Genomic DNA, 18,396 nt, shown 5'->3' with positions numbered 1-18,396 from the left:
TTCACTTATCATCACGTCCTTCTAATATCGTACCCGCAACACATATGTACACTGCAACTCCAGCTAACATATACGGCCAACTGTGGAAATGTACAGTCGCGTCTGCGAAGATTATTAGCAATGTAAGTAACAAAATCCATCCGACGAGTATTAAATCCATTACACTGGCACGTTTAATGCGTCGAATTAACGTTTGCATTCAATCGCCTCCACGTCGATTTTTATGTACTCCACTGGGTCATCGAACACAAATGCAACACCGCACACGAGTCCATACGTATCACTCTTTCATATGATAAATTGTATATACGGTATATATAGCCATCAAAATTTCAATCACAATCAAAATGGCTCAATTATACCAATGCGAAAGTGAGCACACCCATATCAGTAATCCCATTAAAAAGACTGTCCATATAGCGAGTATCCATTGATGCTTGTCCACACAATCGCCTCCTGGCACGAAATAGTGTCATCAATAGACATTTATATCACTCCTTTAAAACGCGCTATTGTTACCGAGTTTAGTATTAAACGCACTACCGCAGCCGATGAAATTTAACATTGTGTAATCACTCCTTGCAATTTGTTATTTATCGTCGATTAAGCCACGCGCCATACACATTCCCCATGCTGCACGACCATCTTCGAATCCTTGTTTGTAATCGTCTGGTATTGCCGTTGGAGGTGAACTCCACTCCGTATATATAGAACCACATTCATGACCATAGAAACCATCGAAATGTCCGTCGGTATAATGCAAACTTAGTGCCATGTACTTTTCGCCATACAAATGTTCAAGTACATATCCACGGCGATCATTGTAACCGTATTTAGCATACACGACCGCCAACGTTGGTGGACAATATACTCCATCATATACTCCTTTCCGCGACGGTTTTAGACCAGTTACTTCATAGGCATTGAGAATATCTTCCGGCAGTATGCGATTCATTAATTCATTCCTCCTTGTTAATTACACTCGCTACACGTTCACCCTCGAGTGTCAACCATCCTAAATCTAACGTCACGCCATACTCATACCAGCCCTTATTCACCCATTTCTGCAACAGATAATGTGCGCGTTTATAGTGAATAGGGAAGGTAGGTTGATTGATAATGTCACGCGGTGTTATAACTGATACAGCAACTCTTTTTCATCCTGTTTCACACAATCACTCCTCGAATTTTGGCAGTTGTGCGATTAATCGTTGCATGTCATTTAGTGACGGTACTTCTTCATACAGAACCTCGTAGTCCGATTCTAACGTATCATCAACTATCACTTCTAACCCATACAAATCGCGCACTGGAAACGCAATGATTGAATCACTTGTTATGCGAACCTGCGCCACATCTTTAATGACAGTGTTGATGAATTGACTTTTACATTTTATAGCAACTGGTAATTGCATCCTTCTCACTCCTCCACACGTCGATGTTCCCAATTTTGCAATTCCCAGCCCTTCGTCAAATGGCCATTGCAATCGACAGAGGCCACTGCGTAATCCTTAGTCACCAGCACACCGTAATCATCTCCATCGGGTTTATTAAAACGTATAACTAATACAATCGTGTTGCCGATCCGCGATGTCCAAGACAGTTGATCGGGAAATCTGTTCATGTTGCGCAGACACCATTGAATTTCATGGTTAATTATCTCATCGTCCACATCCCATAAATGGTTACAATTTGTGAAGTCGGATGGATATTTGATATTAAACTTAGTCATATATATCACTCCTCGCACACTGGTTGAATAATTCTGTCGGACACATTTCCTCGCGCATCAATCAATCCAAGCTCAATCAACATCCCACCTTTATCCGTTGTTTGTGTTCGATTTCGTCGTATCGCACAGTCTTCAGAAGTTCTCTGGTTTCGCGGTCATAGATTTGAACAGTCTCGCCATGTTTAACATTAATCATGTGGGTAGCGCCAGCGTCGATATACACTTTACGAATCATATCATCACTCCGTGACGTCCATTTTTATAGATAGTATAAAAACTTTTTACAGTATCAAATTTCGAGTTTTCCGTGTCATATCAACGCTTATAGGACTTTTTTAATGTACGTGGGTACTATTACTTTATACTATTGTACCGTTTAACTACTTCAGCATAATCAATGGAATATCCACGATATACAATTTGCGGATTCAACATCACATAACAATTTGTACCGTGTTTAACACGTTTCAGATATTCCTTATCAGCCAACTCAGATAGCACTTTTGTAAATGTAGGACGACTCCAATCCATCAAATTCTGGATGTCTGTCAAATTCAGCGTCACCCCACGATATGTAGGTATGCAGTCGTAATTTATGTATGATTGTAATGTCCACATCAACGAACGCGCATTGTGTGATAACTTATGCGGATTTGGTTTACCGCTATACAGTGTATCTCGTGTATCACGTTGACAAGCATCTACACTTATCATCGTGAACGCGCTCATCAATTTCCTGAACAGTCTAGGTGTCCGTTTCTTTTCCTTGATGGTTTCATAATCAACCACCAACATTTTGTCTGGAAAAGTGGACGGCATATCATACGCTTCACCAGTCACCTTATTGACTAAAGCCCAATCACCCAATCACATCACCTCGAATTGAATATTTATACCATTTCACTGTTGAATATGTATAATTATTTCCCACGTTTTCTGCGTTGTTTGTCTGCCGTTGTCCATGATTTACACCACGTATGTTGGAGCAAATATGTAGCCCCGTACTGGTCACGTATCCAATAGCCAAGATCGCGTATATCCAATACTACAGCGCGCACACCATCATCACGTACAATGGGAGTACCATTTTGCCATGTCATCCATATCACCACCTTTAATTAAATTATATCATATAAAACATTGACAATCCATAGTATAATTGATATAGTTGTGATAAAATATTGTTGTGGAGGTGAATCCGATGAAACGTAAACTTGTCGATATCGCTTTGTGGACAGGGATTTACATTACGGCATGGGCTGCAATGGTCACGGCGTACTACATAATCAAGTATAACGGTGTGTGGGATACGTTATTTGGTTTCATTCTTGTTGGTGTTGCATTAGGGGCATTCCCTCGGCTACGTAAATGGATAAGCGGGAGGTGAACATGTGGTTCCTGTATTTGTAAAGCACGTAGATGATACGAAAGATGTGTATGAATTTGCTGCACGTGAAAATGTGCATGTTCGCAATATTCTTTGTCGTAAAGCTGGCTATGACGTTGTGTATACGTTACGCGGTGTAGGTACATATGCGAATATACCAGTCGGTCATGAGTTATATAAAGGTCAGGAGGCGTAGATGATGTCTGTTTGGGGTAACACGCCTATCGCGGCTACTGAAATATGTGATGCGTTTTGTCTATGCGGTGATTGTTGGAGTTACCGTTCGCTAGTTACAATCAAGCAATTGTCAAGTTTATTATACGAGTCATTGAGTGATGAACAGCGCGACAAACTGCCAGAGTGGACGCAATCATGGATGATATATGCAATGTATCAAAACGAGAGGATATGATGCTATGTTGCCGTGGCTGAAATTGTGAGCGTGGACTATGTTTGTATATTGGGGCGAAACGGGAGGAGAAGTGATGGAGTACACATTTGCAGGTTGGCTACATGTGCGTGATTACGGAGAAGCAATGGATGTTCTAATGTTGGATACTGGACATCGGGATTACTATAATGGCGATCCGCTTGCTAAACGGTTGCAGGATGAATTAGATTTGCCATGTACGGCATCCGTACGATACTACATTACCAAGTCATCTATGACACTGGAGCAGGCGCAGGAGGCATATATTCGCCAGTATTACCGATACGGGGATGTTGATGCCAAATATATCGACCGTTACAGCGAAATCACAGGGTATTTGTGGACGGATGAGGAGTTAAACGTTGGTGGACATGACTTACTTAGTGAACTGCGTACGTATGGGGGCAAATACCTAATATTAGTCGTTGAGGTAGGTGATACACAATGACCAATCACAATCCCATCATCGAACAATGCTTCAACTATCTATGCGGCCGTGGTGCTGTGACACGTGAGAGCTATGAGGATGTGTACAAGGTGTTGCAGTGGGCATATGGTCGCGGCGTGTCGGATGGCAAGCTATATAAAGTAGTGACATGGATAACTGAAAAAACACCAAATGGTAATACAACATATACGCTGAAGGAGTTGGATAATTAATGCACGGATACTGCAATATGTGCGGAAAATGTTGCGAGGCAATACGTGTCAATGTGTCTCCAGAGGAGAAGGAACACAATAAATACGTCAATAGCCGTGATTGGTCATTTATCGGCGAACACTGGCGAAATATTAGCGAGGACGAAGCATTTCATATAAATCCACTATTGCGATTGCAAAAAGAAGTGGGATTGATTGACCATGACGTATGGTATTACGCGTGTGACATGTACGACAAATCGACTCACAAGTGTATGGCACATGATGATAGACCGCCCGTGTGCAGTGAGTATCCATATTATGGACGTATTAAGCCGACGGAAACCATGACATGGTATAGCGCGACGTGTGGATACATAAACGACGAAACAGTTAGCCCAGGTGAGCGACAATTGATGATAGCGTTGGCAGAGGAGATACTGCGATGAAATGGTTTAAAAGGTGCGACCACGAATATTATAAGGTGCTTGAGGTCGATGTGTACGATGGATATGCTAATCATGTACGTACTGACTATTACATATATTGTCCAAAGTGTGATAAACGACGTAAGGTTAAACCGTATCAATGGGAGGTGATTGAGCGGGAACAGAAAATCAAATCTGATTATATCAACAATAGACATTAACTATATGATATAGTTAATATAAAGTTAATTGTAAAGGAGGGTGAGGAAAATGATATTACAACAGATGATACATGACTTCACTTATTGCTGGTCGCACTGGTCATATCCTACGAATCTATACAAGATGACGATGATTGCGTGGGTAGGTGCAATGGCATGGCTGGTACGCAGCAGAAAAACAACGAGGGGGAATGTATAATGGCTGAAAATATCACAATGCACGCGGGTAAACTCTATCAGGAATCGGGACCGATTGATATGGGCAACTTGGTCGAACTTCGCCAAATGGTAATTGACTTGACACGTCGTGTAGAGGCATTGGAGAGTAAGCATCTATCAATTGAACAAATAAAAGCGTTATATGGAATGGGAAAAATTCCTTTGTTTGATAATGAAGCAGATGAACTGCGAGTTCGATCAGAGTTTGCGGCAACGCAGCAGCAGTACACGCGCGAACAGGTGATTGAAATGGCTAAACGTGATGTGGATGAGTTGATGATGACACAACACTTACACTTTCTACGTGATGGTATCACTATCACTCTTTCATACGAAGATAAAATTGACTTTGTTGTTAATCGTGATAAACGTACTGTAGTAGCATTGATTAAGTCGTCAGGTAAAGTGTGGGCACGTGGAATTGCGAAATGTCAACCAGATGATTGTTTCAATGTACATATCGGTAAGGCGATTGCGTTATATCGCGCGTTGGGATTGATGGTGCTGAATATGTACTTGAACGCACCACAACCGACGGAAGCGCAGGTAGGAGATGTAATTAAGTGGCCAACTACATCAGCTACATACGTAGTGAAAACTAAATATGCAAGTTCCGCAAATATCGAATGTTTGTCTAGTGATAGATTTGTTTTTAGGGGCAAACGATACTACGGGCGTGATATCAGTGAAGCGGTTATCATTGACGACTCACACGATTTCGGTGGCGAGGTGATGTAATGTGTGCAAAATATCATCGCATTCGGTAATGCGCGCGAAGCAACGTTGGAATTTAGAGAAGGCGCGACACCCCGAGTCAATCATTGCTGATACATTTGCTGCGTCGGAACTGATTGGCGATTTCATCGGTGACCGTGGTGAAATTTTGCAAATTTTATTAGAGAAGCGCAAACAACGGGCGCTCGTATACGATCCTTTATCAGATACCGTGGTCACAGTCTACAGCACAAAGGGATCGCCACTGGCACCAACGCTATACGATTCGGTTATAACGTTACATAAGAAACAAATTGGCAAATTGGAACGTCGATATAAGTCTATATTCAAACGGTACAATTCTGAACGTGAAAAGTTGGATGACGAACGACGCCGCATTGACGAAGAGATACGTAGGTTAAAGATGGAGCGCGACCACATTACGGCTATATTGGACAACTATCAAATTGATTTGTCGCGCATCAACAGTGAGAAGAAGTCGATTATTAAGTCGATGGCACATTACATGTCCAGTCCTGGCAACATGGATATGGAAGTCGAGTCAACTATTGCGGAGGTGAACTAATGCAAGGTCAAGATGTGCTGTTTTCGTCAGCAAGCATTGAATGGGGGACGCCGCAGCATATATTCGATGCGTTGGACGCGGAATTCCATTTCACATTGGACGCAGCCGCTAATGTACATAATCACAAGTGCGATAAGTGGTATGGTACGCAATCTGACGGGACATTTATTGATGGGTTGGCGCAGGATTGGAGTGGGGAAACAATATGGCTTAATCCACCTTATCAGCGCAATGTAATCGATAAATGGGCACACAAAGCATATACCAGCGCACGAGACAATGGCACGACGGTTGTATTGTTGTTGCCAGCCCGACTCGACGTGAAGTGGTGGAACAAATACTGTGTGTATGCCCCTGAAATTAGATTTGTCGAGGGCAGGATCAGGTTCGAACAAGAGGGAAAGTATAACTCGGCGACGTTTCCATCTGCAATCGTGATATTTAGAGGTGGCGTAAGCGATGTGCCATATCAATGTGTGAAACTGTGGAAGCAACCTAAATATACATGCGTGACGCAATGGAAACAGCCGAAGGGGATGATGGTATGAACGAGTTAGCGTTGGTGGAAAGTCGCGATGTACGCGAGCGGTACATGGAACGAGTTGATGTGTTGGACAAGGTTAAGGCGTTGACGATGTTACCGGATGATATGCATGTGGCGGCGAAAATGGTCGCGGATTACTACGAAGTGGACTACAACAACGTCATTAAGCCAGTAATCCACCGTCACCGTGAAGAACTTGATTCAGACGGCATGGTGGTACTACGTGGCGAGGAGTTAAAGAGATATAAAACAGAGTGGCAAAATGCCACCCTAACTGCAAGGTCGAATCTTACGCTTCTCCCTCGTCGAGCAGTCCTGAGAATCGGTATGTTGCTGCGTGATTCGGAAGTAGCCAAACAGGTTCGTACATATTTACTCAACGTTGAAGAGTTGGCGGCACCGGAACATAAGCAAGAAGCAGTGGATATGATGGAAGTGCCGAAGACGTTCCTTGAAGCACTAAAATTGGCGGTGTATTTAGAAGAAAAGCGCCAGGAACTATTGCTTGAGAATGGCGAGTTGAAAAATACAATATCTGAGATGCAGCCGAAAGTTGATGTATATGAGGATTTGGTTAGCGCAGAAAATTACATGACCATCGCTACAGTTGCTAAGTCGATGGGATGGGGACGAAATAAATTGTTCGCACTTTTACGAGACAAGAATATTCTGCGACGAGATAACACTCCATATCAACGGTATATAGACAATGGATATTTTAGCATACGCATGGTGCCTAAACGCGTAGGTGATAAAATAGAAAACTTTCCACAGACAATTGTGAGTGCGAGAGGGCATGAGTTTATATACAACATCGTGTGTAAGCATAACGTATTTTATTTGAATAAGGAATAAAATTTACATTATAATATCTTGACATTCATATAGTATATATAATATAATTAATATAGAAGGAGGGTGGAGAACAATAAATAGGGTGACTGGACACCCTTGAGCCGAGATTACAGTGGTGCGAATACATAGGTCAACGATAATATCAACGCACAATACACTCGGCAAGGTGAAATATCACCATCGTTTCGCGCGAAATGTGCGGAACCGACACATACAAATACATATGATACGGCAACAGTTGCAACGTATAAATGTAGCATGTATGTGTTGCAGGTACGCACAATAATCAACGCTCCAACAGTCGGGATCGTTGTTGCAACGTATAAATGTAGTATGTATATGTTGCAGGTGAACGTATATATGCGACACACGTAATAAACACAAACGGTCAGCCGGGATGAGCCGAAGCCGAGAAGTGACGCTAGTACATAATGGTTGGTAAGTTAAATAAAGCGTCAACACTACAGGCAAGGTGCTATAGGCACCACCGTTCGCGCAAAATAGGCGTGAACCACTGTCATACATGTCACCGTAATTGTACAGTTGCAATGTATATGATGACTGTATGATTAGTGCGGAAACTCGTTCGATTCTTGTCGTCACTGCCACACACCTAGTTGCAATGTATATGATGACTGTATGATTAGTGCGGAAAAATAGACCTAGGAATTTTTTTCGTTTCCTTTGTTGTTGCAATGTATATGATGACTGTAGCGCGAACCATAAGTGATTGCAAAATGCCCACACTTTCGCGCCGAATAGGGAGAGTATAAATAAATGATTGTTAAAACGATGCCATATGAAATTATAAAGCCGTTGTCGTGTGATTGGGCTGTATTCGGGGAAATGCTTCGTAGACTAAGAGATGAGTCATTTAGAATAAAAAATTCTGCGATACAATATTTTTACGAAGATGATATTAAAAGACGGGAATTTAAAAAGAATAATGGTAGATTCCCTAAAAAAGGTGAATTCTATGGTTCTTCAGTATCCGTATATAATTATGTGCGCCCTGATGTAAAATATTCGGCGATGGGAAACGTTACCTTGATAAACCAATTAGTCAAAAGTGTATGGATTAAATATAAAGATGATGTTGTAAAAAGAAATATGTCTATACCTAGTTACAGACCAAATAATCCGATTGAAATTAATGTTCAGTCCTTCAATTCGTTCGATTTTGGGCAAGCATGTGTTAACTTGTTGTCAAGAAAGGGAGTTGAAGAACTCAAAAAGAAATTGTCGGAGGTAAAAAAGAAAAAGAATAAAACAGGTGGTGACGATAATCTAAAATTTACGCAAGAACAATTGAATGGCATATCAACATCTGTCACATTTGCATTCAACCCTGGGAAAAACAATGCAAAACAAGTTTTAAATCGCATTATATCGGGCGAGTATAAATTATCATCGAGTAAAATCATATACAATGAGCGTAAAAATAAATGGATGTTGGCGGTCGCTTATAAATTTGAACCTAAAACAATCGAGTTAGACAAAAATCGCGTACTAGGCATTGATATGGGAGTTGTATATCCAGCTTATATGGCAGTGAACTACGATAAATACTGGAGAGATAGCATTGACGGGGGACAGATAGAACAATATCGTAAAACTGTGGAGGCGCGCAGAAGAAGGCTGCAACGTCAAGCTGCTGTATGTGGCAATGGGCGTATTGGACATGGACGCAAGAAGCGAATGCAACCATTGGAGAAAATAAGCGATAAGGTGGCAAATTTCCGCAACACCGTAAATCATACATATGCGAAAAAGATTGTACAGAATGCCGTTAAATTGGGATGCGGTACGATACAAATGGAGGAACTGTCTGGTATAAATGAAAAAGAGACATTTCTAAAGAGGTGGACATATTTCGATCTGCAAAAGAAAATTGAGTATCGTGCAAAGGAATATGGCATAGATGTTATAAAAATAAATCCCAAATATACATCACAACGTTGCAGTGAGTGTGGATACATAGATGAGCGAAATAGACCAAAGGTACCCGACCAATCGAAATTCAAGTGTTTGTCGTGCGGATACGAAACGAACGCCGACTTCAATGCGGCGCGTAACATAGCGACACCATATATTGATAAGATTATATCATTGAACAGTTGATTTTATATAATATAATTGATATAATTAAATTATAGGGAAGTGATACATATGGAACGCGATGCGCTACTTCGCATATTAGGCGATTTGCTGTTTGCGCTAGATGATGCTGACACGAGGTATGTTGGCTACATCAACTCACTAATTGTCGAAACGAAGAAAGCAATTTATTTGATGGACACGGAGAGTGGTGCGATTGAGTCTGGAACGCAAACCGGATGAATCGGTGTTTGAGTACAAACTGCGCATATGTCGCGAGTTAGACGGAGTGAAAACGTGGCAGGAGATAGCCGATATTGTCAACGATGAATTGGGTACGGAGTTTGGAGAGTCAGCCATACGCAAATGGTACGTGCCGATTAGACAGTACATGGATTATCAACGTGACCATGGCAGCACAGACAATGAGTTGTTGCAACAGATTAAGGATGAACAGTTGCGACTGGAAAAGTTAAAAGTACAGGTGGCGGATGAACGTCGTGCATATAAGGCAATAGTTCGTGAGTCGGCCAGGTTTGATAATATCATCGACAAGTTGAAATCGTCATTTGATGAGTTGGCGACACTTAAGCCGTTGGAGTGGTCGAAGCCACAAACGTACATATCGAATACAGATGGCGTGGTGCTATGGTCGGATTGGCACTACGGAGCATTCGCGGACAACTATTTCAACCAGTTTAACAATGATGTATTCAAGCGACGGTTGGATAAGTTGATATCTAAGACGATACAGTATGGCACGTTTAATGGGATCGAGACGCTACATGTGATGAACCTCGGTGACAGTATAAGCGGCCACATTCACGTATCAACACGTATTCAGTCAACGGAAAACGTGATTAGTCAGACACAGCATGTGAGCGAGTACATAAGTGAAGCGTTAGTTGAGTTATGTAGACACTTTGGCAATGTAAAATATTATCATGTTCGTGGAAATCATGACAGAGTTAACCATTTATCTAAGGATACCAACATTAGCGCAGAGTCATTTTCGGATTTGATTCCGTGGTATGTGTCGGCACGTACAGGACATGTACGCAACTTGGAAATCATGGAGAACCCATACGATGATGAGATTGCAGTTGCTGATGTACAGGGTCATATTTGTTTAGGAATCCACGGGCACAAAGATAAGTTGAACAATGTGGCGGCTGATTTAACGTTGATGTTAGGTGTGAAACCAGCGTCGATATTCTTAGGACATTACCATCACAGCGCTGAACGTGAATCAACTGGCGGAATTGATGTAATACAAAATCCATCGTACATAGGAACCGACGAATACTCGCGCAACATACGCAAGACAAGTAAACCGGCACAAAAGATGCTGATATACTCACGCGATGAAGGCAGGATTTGCACATATAACATCGGGCTGTAAAGTAGGTGATCTCCGTTGTTATTAGACACTCATATAAGCGTAAAATGGAACAGTTCTACTCGCTCGTGGTATCAAAGCAAAGGCTATACATTCACTAATTATGGAGAAGAATATCGCCGATTTAACTCCTAGCAGCAATCAAAGGATTAAGTTAGTATGTGATTATTGCGGGAAACAATACGACAAAAAATACTGCGATTACACCAAACAAAAACAAGTGTGTATTGTTGAATCTGATTCGTGTGTTAAAGAAACTATTAATAAAAAGTACGGATGCGACAATGTGTTTCAACTTGATCGTCGAAATACCGAGATATAAGGAAAATAAAACGAGAAGACATCATTTGAGGTGAAGACGTGTTTCAACGACAGTATTCAATGGTTGTACTGTTCGGGCTGGTGATTGACACAACGATACATAATTGGTGGCTGCAATTGTTAGTTTTTATCGCAATTATATTGGCAGATGAAATAGGGTATCGATTAACGCGGAGGAGATAACATGTCATGACTTACAACTTTGATGACGACTACAAGACGGCAATACATCAATTTCAACAGTACGTGGACGCAATTATCAATAATATAAATTTAGCACGTAAGAGTGGCACACCGATACCATTAGAAGAACGTTTGCGTCGAGTAGGTGAATTAACTGATGCGTGGATGGAACACAGTGTAAGTACATATGGGCCAGATGTGACAGATGAGCATCAACGTTTTACATATACGCCACCAACATACCAATTAGACCGATTGGCGAGTGTGATATTGCAATGATGACGATAGGTGAACTGCGTGACCGTACCCGTGACATTTTAGTGATGGAAATTTCGAGTGGAAGGCCTGTAATTGATAATATGCACAAGTATTTTTCGCTATATTACGTATCATGTAGTCTACCAGGCACCCGCGAATACTTACAGCGATGAGGGATGATGATGCAACTTCGCCAAAAGGGGTATCAAATTGTTGATGATGAATCATACGCAGCATATCTCCAAGGTGAACGATTGGATGAGTTGGTAAATAATGAATACATAATCAACAATGACAAGGCGATGCGGTTCGACGGTGAAAACTTAATCAATCTGACATGGCCGACATTCAAGGATAAATTCAAACCGCGCAACCTGTTGCAGCAATGTGCGTTCGATTTGATGAACAACTTCGATATTCCCGTGAAAGTGTTGTGTGGATTGGCTGGCGGTGGAAAGACGAAAATTGGACTTAAATTTGCGATGGAACATTTGCGTACGAATAAAGTTGATAAGGTGGTAATTGTACGCAATAACACGTCGATGGGAGAGGATTTGGGGGCGTTCAAAGGTAATAAAGACGCGAAGGTATTCAATTGGATGAAGCCGATTCGTGATGTTGCTCCCGATATGTTCCAATTCGATTACGAGAAGCCAACGTTTGATATTGAGTTCGAAGTCCCAGGGATGCTAATGGGAAGAGATTTCCAACGTACCGCAGTGTTGGTTGATGATGCACAACTGCTTACCACTGAGATGGTGAAAATGTGTGGAGAACGCATTGGCGAAGGTTCATATATAGTATTCTTGGGCGATTACAACCAAGCGTACAAGGCGAAGTTTAAAAAGGATAATGGCTTAGTTGCGATGATTGAACAATTTTATCCACATAAGTTATTCGGCATGGTCGAGTTCAATAAGTCCGAACGTGGTGCCGTGGCAGAATTGTTTGCAACGATGGAGGTGTGATGCGGATTGAGTGAGATGTTGGGCGGCGTGATGCTAAATCGGATATATCAAATTCCGTGCGAAGATGGATTGAAATTGTTACCGGATGAAAGTGTTGATTTGGTGATCGCCGATCCTCCGTACGGTATTAAATTCAGAAGCAACATACGCAAGGTACGATTCGATGCAATCGATAACGATGATACATTCAATTTCGATTGGATTGACGAAGCGTATCGTGTTCTCAAAGTTGGGGGGGCAATATACTGCTACACAAGATGGGATGTTTACCCACAATGGTTCGATAAAATCACCGATAAATTCAAGGTAAAAAACACTATTGTATGGTACAAAAAGGGTGGCGGCCTTGGTGATTTACGTGGCGCGTACATGTTTAATCACGAATTTATCATATATGGTGTAAAGGGTCGGCACGTGTTAAATGGCAAGCGTACAAATGATGTGTGGGAGATACAAAAGGATAGTGTCAATTCATATGAACACCCGACGCAGAAGCCGTTGGCATTGAGTCAACGCATAATCGAGAAGTCGTCCAACGAAGGTGACATAGTATTGATACCATTTTGCGGAAGTGGTAGCGAGTGTGTATCTGCTACGACATTGAAACGTAACTTTGTATCATTTGAGACAAATCCACAATACATAGAAATTGCCAATAAACGGTTAGACAACATTGAGGAGGCGACTTAATGGACGATGACAACAAGTATCTACTGTCCGAGATATACATGAGTCGAATCAATAGCATTTTGTCATCGGTTAACAATGCAACTGAAGCGGTGAGTAATGCAATGGTAGCACTCACACAGGCGATGCATAATGTGCACGTTGCTGTAGGATTGATGGATGCCGAATTGTCGGCTATTGAAGCAGAACGTACGACATGGGAAATAGAGTTTGGCGATGATGGCAGTGGAGGGATGATTAATTAGTGCGTGATGCTATGGGTGGATAGGGTGGGAACATGGATGAGGAGGTGATAGAGTGAATATTTTGGATCGTATCAACGAATTAGCAGACGGTACTGAACGTCCAATTATTGTGCTGACGCAGAATGAATATGATATGTTGGTTAAATATTGTAGTACGGACGATTCGGGAACGTGGAACATAACTTCTATAGTATTGAAAGACGGGAGAATTGCAGACATCAAAATAATGGGAGGAGATGGATCAATGAATAACGCTAAAGCATATCGACCATTGGGTGATGAGGTATTGAAGTATCACGTACCCACGGAATCATCCGGAAAGATTATCGACACTGTGGACAACATTTTAAATCTGGTATGGGATTTAGATAGAGAAACATGGAGATTGAACGGTAGCGTTTATGGAGGATCTGTCAATTTTGATGGAGATAGTGGAAGTGGATTTCCAGTATCATTGCAAGATAAATTGTTATGTATCGAACGTGCGCTAAAGGAGACACGCAATACACTTGTAAATCTAGCTGACCAATTCGATGCAAGGGGATGATAGTGTGGCATATACATTTAAAAGTGACGTTAAATTTACACCAGGTGGATTGGATGAATTATTGGCGTTGGATAGGTATGTAGTATCTACTAACAACTCTAATGTTATTGATGTCGATGACACAGTAGTTGTTTTGGTGGATAAACAAAAAGACATACGCAAAGTTGGCACGGTTGTACATAAAGGTACGAATACCTTCACAATTGAATCGCGAGAAGGTGATACATACACGGTTGATGCGGAAATGGTATCTAAGCCTCTTGAGCATACACCTCAAGAATTATGGGAACGATGGTCATACGGGGCGGCAAGTGTAGAAACTGATGAAAAAGTTAGGATGGTAATGTTAGATCGCTATCGTAAATTGTTAGACGGATTCGGATATAGTCCAGGTGGTCGAATCCAATTGATGTTGGGGCAGGAATTACGAACAGGTGTTAAGGCGAATTTGACGGGGTACAATTGTTTCGTGTTAGGTACACCACAACCGTCAAATGTAGCGGTTGACCAATTCATCAATGTTTTGAAGGCTGCACATGAAGAAGCTATGACGATGCGCGTCGGCGGTGGCGTTGGGTTTAACATCAGCGAAATTCAAACGATATCCGGCGCAGGAGATATCAAAATCGAATTTAATCTCCCTGTAGACCATAAGGATTACGACGAGTTACAGGATAAGATTAAAATTGGTAAGTTTGCACATGTACATATCAATGATGAGAAGTATGGCGATTTTTATAGTTCATTGAAATATATTGTGGATGATAGCATCGAAGGGCTATTCACAGCGATGATCGATATGGTTAAATATGCGTATGAACGTCCATCTAAACCAATTACATTAGATTTTTCGCGTGTACGCCATCGTCGTGCTATCGTCAAAGGTGTAAATGGTAGGTCTTCTGGTGCAGTATCGTGGATGGAATTGTTTGACTTGATTGTATCGTTACTGAAACAAGATGAGATTGATGCGGTTGATTTTGCTGAAGTATTTAGTACCGTAACCAATTTAATTGAACAAGGCGGTTCGCGTCGTGGTGCGCTGATGCTTATCCTCGAAATGAGGCGTCGTGGCATTGTGCGTAAGTTTATTACGCGTAAACGTACAGTTGGCAAACTGACTGGTGCGAACATTAGTGTTGGTATTGACGATGCGTTTATGGATCAACTGGACGCAGGTGACGAAGATGCAACAGAATTGTGGAATCTAATTACGGAATCCGCATGGTCATCTGCTGAACCAGGGATTGTATGGTTAGAACGGTGCAATGCAGAATCGAATAGTTGGTATTTCAATCCGCTCGTAGCAACAAATCCATGTGGTGAACAACCACTTCCACAATACGGTGTGTGTAATTTGGGGCATATTGTATTACCGCGTTACGCAAAGGGAGAACGAATTGGCCAATACAAAATGGACTGGGATGCACTCGAATATGCAGCACGCACCGGATTGCGTTTCCAAGATGCAGTGATTGATTATACTGACTATTTCTTGCCACAGAATCGAGATGTGCAATTATCCGAACGACGTGTTGGCATGGGTACGATGGGACTCGGTACGTTGTTAATTCTACTCGGTATTAAATACGGCTCACCTGAATCTGTCGAGTTTATTGATGAATTGTATAGCAAAATTGCATATTGGGCGTATGATGAGTCAATCAAATTGGCAAGTGAAAAAGGTTCGTTTGCCAAGTTTGAATATGAGAAATTTATCCAATCAGGTTTTATGAAGCGGTTAACTAAGCGCTATCCTGATTTGTTGCCCAAATTAAAAGAACACGGGATTCGCAACGTTACCATTTTAACCCAAGCGCCTACCGGCAGTACGGGTACGATGATTGATAATTTACAAGGGTATGACACATCGACAGGCATTGAGCCATATTTCAGTTGGTCGTATTGGCGGGCTAGTCGCGGTGGTGGCGTGACGGAACAAGCGGTAGAATTGGTGGCTAAATATCGTGCCGAAAATGGCTTGAGTGATACCGATCCGTTGCCAGACTACTTTGTGACGGCGATGGAGTTGACACCGGAAGAACATGTGCGCGTACAGGCTGCATGTCAGAAGTGGGTGGACAGCGCGATTAGTAAAACGGCAAACGCTCCATCCGATTATACAGTTGAAGATGTCGATAAATTGTATAGGCTTGGTTACAAATTAGGTTTGAAAGGAATCACAATTTATCGCGACGGATCAAGGCAAGCTCAAGTGTTAGCAACCAATGAGGAGGACGCGAAGTTAGAATCGCATATTGAGGCTGAGAAGATTGAAGAGGCTAAATCAGGGGCAAGTGCTGACGATACACCACAACCGAAAATTACAAAGCGTCCAGCACGGCTATTCGGATTTACCGAGAAGGTACGTGTACCACTTAATAGTGACGGCAAATTCGGAAAGGTGTACATCACAATAAATGTGGATGCGGACAATGGATTGCCGGTTGAAGTGTTTGTTAATGCAAATGATGCCGAATTAAGGTCGACTGGTGCAGCGTTAGGGCGTATGACAACACAATTCCTGCGATTCGGATGTACCCAGGATAACGTTGAACAAGCCGTCAAACATTTGCGCAAAGGCGAACACATGGGTACATTGCCATTTGTTATTGCGTCGTTACTTGAGCGTGTAGCATATGGCAAGATTGCATTCCCTGGTGTGCCGCAGCAGAAGCCAAAGTTGGCGTTGCGTGAATGTCCAAAGTGTAACGAGAACACATACGACAAAGGTTCATGCGTGTGTGTATCATGTGGTTATAGCAGTTGTAATTAAAACAATATATTACACTCTTGGGTACGTCGGTGATGGCGTACCTTTTATATTATATAATGATTGCAATTGTATGATACAGTTGATATAATGAGTGTAGGAACAAATTACATATTGAAAGGGTGAGATGAGATTAAGTTTCGCGCGTGGGATGTCCTCGACAAGCGGATGTTGGAGTGGGGTGATATATTCCACCTGCCTGCATGGGAAATCTTCCCTGGCACTCCAGAGCAACGGGCGTTTGAAATCATGCAATATACGGGTTTGCGCGACAAGTACGGAAAGGATATTTACGAGGGAGATATTATTCGTAGTTACGACGAATTTGGTAAGCCGTTTCCTTGGTTGAGTGTGGTTTCGTATAGTACACAACAGGCGCGTTTCATGGGAATAGCCCCAGACTATATCAATCTACAAGAAGTCATCGGCAACATCTACGAGAACCCAGACCTGTTGAGGAGTGAGGAAAATGAGAGTAACAGATGAACGACTAGCGGAAATTCAATCGTTACCACTTGTGCCGTTTGGCAAAGAAATATTAGACATCATAGCAGACCTACAAGATGCCAGGGCGGAGATAGCGCGGTTGAAACGCATCGCGGATGGTGGTCAGTTACCAGATTTCGCCTGGGAGGATGAATTCTGATGCCACAGTACGATTGGGAGACAATGACTTTTGAAGAAAAACACCACCTTCTAGCGGAAAAAGTGATGGAGTGGACAGTTGGAGAGCACCCTGAATTGCATGGAACTGGACAGATGATGGTGGAGTATGAGGAGCCTGTGTACTTCCGACAGGATGGAACATTCCTCTGCGAATGTGAATGGTATCCGACGGAAGACATATCCGCAGCGTGGGAAGTGGTGGAGAAGATGAAACAGGACGGATGGTTGCCAAGTATTGAATACTTCGAAAAGGCGATTAGAAAAGGGTACGAAGTTACGATGGGCCACATGTCAGAGGACGCTCAATGGGCTATATCTGAAACGGCACCCGAAGCCATTTGTCTCGCTGCCCTGCGTGCAAAAGGAGTAGATGTGTGATGGCTAAACGCAAGGTCAGACAGCAACGTCGATTTTGGGAATGGCAATGGGTGTATCCAGAGCATGGCCCACGTTACATGATGCCGACATGGCAAGTTAAACGGAATGGACGGTGACAA

At 42.2% G+C, this 18,396-nt stretch carries 25 protein-coding genes; 21 read left to right on the top strand and 4 right to left on the bottom strand.

Annotation, left to right across the window (positions count from 1 at the left end; all coding sequences use genetic code 11):
* Window positions 1–589: 589 nt before the first annotated feature.
* From K1I37_RS14990 to K1I37_RS14975, 4 genes are all read right to left on the bottom strand, one after another.
* Window positions 590–955, bottom strand: a complete 366-nt coding sequence (locus tag K1I37_RS14990; protein ID WP_021296142.1) for a hypothetical protein — start codon at window positions 953–955, stop codon at window positions 590–592.
* Between the two features lie 220 nt (window positions 956–1,175).
* Entirely contained in the window at window positions 1,176–1,415 is a 240-nt protein-coding gene (locus tag K1I37_RS14985; RefSeq protein WP_021296143.1) for a hypothetical protein, read from the bottom strand.
* Window positions 1,416–1,420: 5 nt separating this feature from the next.
* Entirely contained in the window at window positions 1,421–1,732 is a 312-nt protein-coding gene (locus tag K1I37_RS14980; RefSeq protein ID WP_021296144.1) for a hypothetical protein, read from the bottom strand.
* 354 nt (window positions 1,733–2,086) lie between these two features.
* Entirely contained in the window at window positions 2,087–2,599 is a 513-nt protein-coding gene (locus K1I37_RS14975; RefSeq protein WP_021296146.1) for a hypothetical protein, read from the bottom strand.
* 334 nt (window positions 2,600–2,933) lie between these two features.
* Between K1I37_RS14975 and K1I37_RS14970 the strand changes: the two genes are divergently transcribed.
* The 21 genes from K1I37_RS14970 to K1I37_RS14870 all read left to right on the top strand — a co-directional run bounded on the left by K1I37_RS14970 (window position 2,934) and on the right by K1I37_RS14870 (window position 18,277).
* Window positions 2,934–3,119, top strand: coding sequence for a hypothetical protein (locus tag K1I37_RS14970; protein ID WP_021296147.1), 186 nt, complete (start codon window positions 2,934–2,936; stop codon window positions 3,117–3,119).
* Between the two features lie 4 nt (window positions 3,120–3,123).
* Window positions 3,124–3,315, top strand: a complete 192-nt coding sequence (locus K1I37_RS14965; protein WP_021296148.1) for a hypothetical protein — start codon at window positions 3,124–3,126, stop codon at window positions 3,313–3,315.
* Between the two features lie 289 nt (window positions 3,316–3,604).
* The gene (locus tag K1I37_RS14960) at window positions 3,605–3,997 is read left to right on the top strand and encodes a hypothetical protein (protein WP_021296150.1); all 393 of its coding nucleotides are present in this window, start codon (window positions 3,605–3,607) and stop codon (window positions 3,995–3,997) included.
* On the top strand, window positions 3,994–4,209 hold the full coding sequence (locus tag K1I37_RS14955) for a hypothetical protein (protein ID WP_021296151.1): 216 nt from the start codon (window positions 3,994–3,996) through the stop codon (window positions 4,207–4,209). Before K1I37_RS14960 ends, K1I37_RS14955 begins: the two co-directional genes overlap by 4 nt.
* The gene (locus tag K1I37_RS14950) at window positions 4,209–4,637 is read left to right on the top strand and encodes a YkgJ family cysteine cluster protein (RefSeq protein ID WP_021296152.1); all 429 of its coding nucleotides are present in this window, start codon (window positions 4,209–4,211) and stop codon (window positions 4,635–4,637) included. Before K1I37_RS14955 ends, K1I37_RS14950 begins: the two co-directional genes overlap by 1 nt.
* A gap of 398 nt (window positions 4,638–5,035) precedes the next feature.
* On the top strand, window positions 5,036–5,794 hold the full coding sequence (locus K1I37_RS14945; RefSeq protein ID WP_021296155.1) for a hypothetical protein: 759 nt from the start codon (window positions 5,036–5,038) through the stop codon (window positions 5,792–5,794).
* A 1-nt stretch (window position 5,795) separates the two neighbouring features.
* The gene (locus tag K1I37_RS14940; protein WP_031218445.1) at window positions 5,796–6,356 is read left to right on the top strand and encodes a hypothetical protein; all 561 of its coding nucleotides are present in this window, start codon (window positions 5,796–5,798) and stop codon (window positions 6,354–6,356) included.
* The gene (locus tag K1I37_RS14935) at window positions 6,356–6,904 is read left to right on the top strand and encodes a DNA N-6-adenine-methyltransferase (RefSeq protein WP_021296157.1); all 549 of its coding nucleotides are present in this window, start codon (window positions 6,356–6,358) and stop codon (window positions 6,902–6,904) included. Before K1I37_RS14940 ends, K1I37_RS14935 begins: the two co-directional genes overlap by 1 nt.
* Window positions 6,901–7,755 (top strand): phage antirepressor KilAC domain-containing protein, encoded by an 855-nt coding sequence (locus K1I37_RS14930; RefSeq protein WP_021296158.1) that lies wholly within the window; start codon window positions 6,901–6,903, stop codon window positions 7,753–7,755. Before K1I37_RS14935 ends, K1I37_RS14930 begins: the two co-directional genes overlap by 4 nt.
* Window positions 7,756–8,532: 777 nt before the next feature.
* Window positions 8,533–9,876: an RNA-guided endonuclease TnpB family protein gene (locus K1I37_RS14925; protein ID WP_021296160.1), complete on the top strand. Its 1,344-nt coding sequence runs from the start codon at window positions 8,533–8,535 to the stop codon at window positions 9,874–9,876.
* A gap of 48 nt (window positions 9,877–9,924) precedes the next feature.
* Window positions 9,925–10,095 carry a hypothetical protein gene (locus K1I37_RS14920; RefSeq protein WP_021296161.1) on the top strand — a complete coding sequence of 57 codons (171 nt, stop codon included), beginning with the start codon at window positions 9,925–9,927 and terminating at the stop codon, window positions 10,093–10,095.
* Window positions 10,070–11,254 carry a hypothetical protein gene (locus tag K1I37_RS14915; RefSeq protein ID WP_021296162.1) on the top strand — a complete coding sequence of 395 codons (1,185 nt, stop codon included), beginning with the start codon at window positions 10,070–10,072 and terminating at the stop codon, window positions 11,252–11,254. The genes K1I37_RS14920 and K1I37_RS14915 overlap by 26 nt, the downstream gene beginning before the upstream one ends.
* A 507-nt stretch (window positions 11,255–11,761) precedes the next feature.
* Window positions 11,762–12,034, top strand: a complete 273-nt coding sequence (locus tag K1I37_RS14910; protein ID WP_021296163.1) for a hypothetical protein — start codon at window positions 11,762–11,764, stop codon at window positions 12,032–12,034.
* Between the two features lie 161 nt (window positions 12,035–12,195).
* A complete protein-coding gene (locus K1I37_RS14905) occupies window positions 12,196–12,981 on the top strand; it encodes a PhoH family protein (protein WP_021296164.1) in 786 nt (261 codons plus the stop codon).
* Window positions 12,982–12,996: 15 nt separating this feature from the next.
* On the top strand, window positions 12,997–13,671 hold the full coding sequence (locus K1I37_RS14900; protein WP_236613866.1) for a DNA-methyltransferase: 675 nt from the start codon (window positions 12,997–12,999) through the stop codon (window positions 13,669–13,671).
* On the top strand, window positions 13,671–13,913 hold the full coding sequence (locus tag K1I37_RS14895; protein WP_021296166.1) for a hypothetical protein: 243 nt from the start codon (window positions 13,671–13,673) through the stop codon (window positions 13,911–13,913). Before K1I37_RS14900 ends, K1I37_RS14895 begins: the two co-directional genes overlap by 1 nt.
* 52 nt (window positions 13,914–13,965) lie before the next feature.
* A complete protein-coding gene (locus K1I37_RS14890) occupies window positions 13,966–14,460 on the top strand; it encodes a hypothetical protein (protein WP_021296167.1) in 495 nt (164 codons plus the stop codon).
* Window positions 14,461–14,464: 4 nt separating this feature from the next.
* Window positions 14,465–17,236 (top strand): adenosylcobalamin-dependent ribonucleoside-diphosphate reductase, encoded by a 2,772-nt coding sequence (locus K1I37_RS14885; protein WP_021296168.1) that lies wholly within the window; start codon window positions 14,465–14,467, stop codon window positions 17,234–17,236.
* Window positions 17,237–17,401: 165 nt separating this feature from the next.
* The gene (locus tag K1I37_RS14880; RefSeq protein WP_021296169.1) at window positions 17,402–17,719 is read left to right on the top strand and encodes a YopX family protein; all 318 of its coding nucleotides are present in this window, start codon (window positions 17,402–17,404) and stop codon (window positions 17,717–17,719) included.
* Entirely contained in the window at window positions 17,703–17,879 is a 177-nt protein-coding gene (locus tag K1I37_RS14875; RefSeq protein WP_021296170.1) for a hypothetical protein, read from the top strand. Before K1I37_RS14880 ends, K1I37_RS14875 begins: the two co-directional genes overlap by 17 nt.
* On the top strand, window positions 17,879–18,277 hold the full coding sequence (locus K1I37_RS14870; protein WP_021296171.1) for a BC1872 family protein: 399 nt from the start codon (window positions 17,879–17,881) through the stop codon (window positions 18,275–18,277). Before K1I37_RS14875 ends, K1I37_RS14870 begins: the two co-directional genes overlap by 1 nt.
* The last annotated feature ends 119 nt before the right edge of the window (window positions 18,278–18,396 follow it).

The organism is Alicyclobacillus acidoterrestris, from assembly GCF_022674245.1.
Taxonomy (GTDB): Bacteria; Bacillota; Bacilli; order Alicyclobacillales; family Alicyclobacillaceae; genus Alicyclobacillus; species Alicyclobacillus acidoterrestris.
The sequence above is the reverse complement of the archived record's forward strand: the minus strand, read 5'-3'. Positions and strand labels throughout refer to the sequence as shown.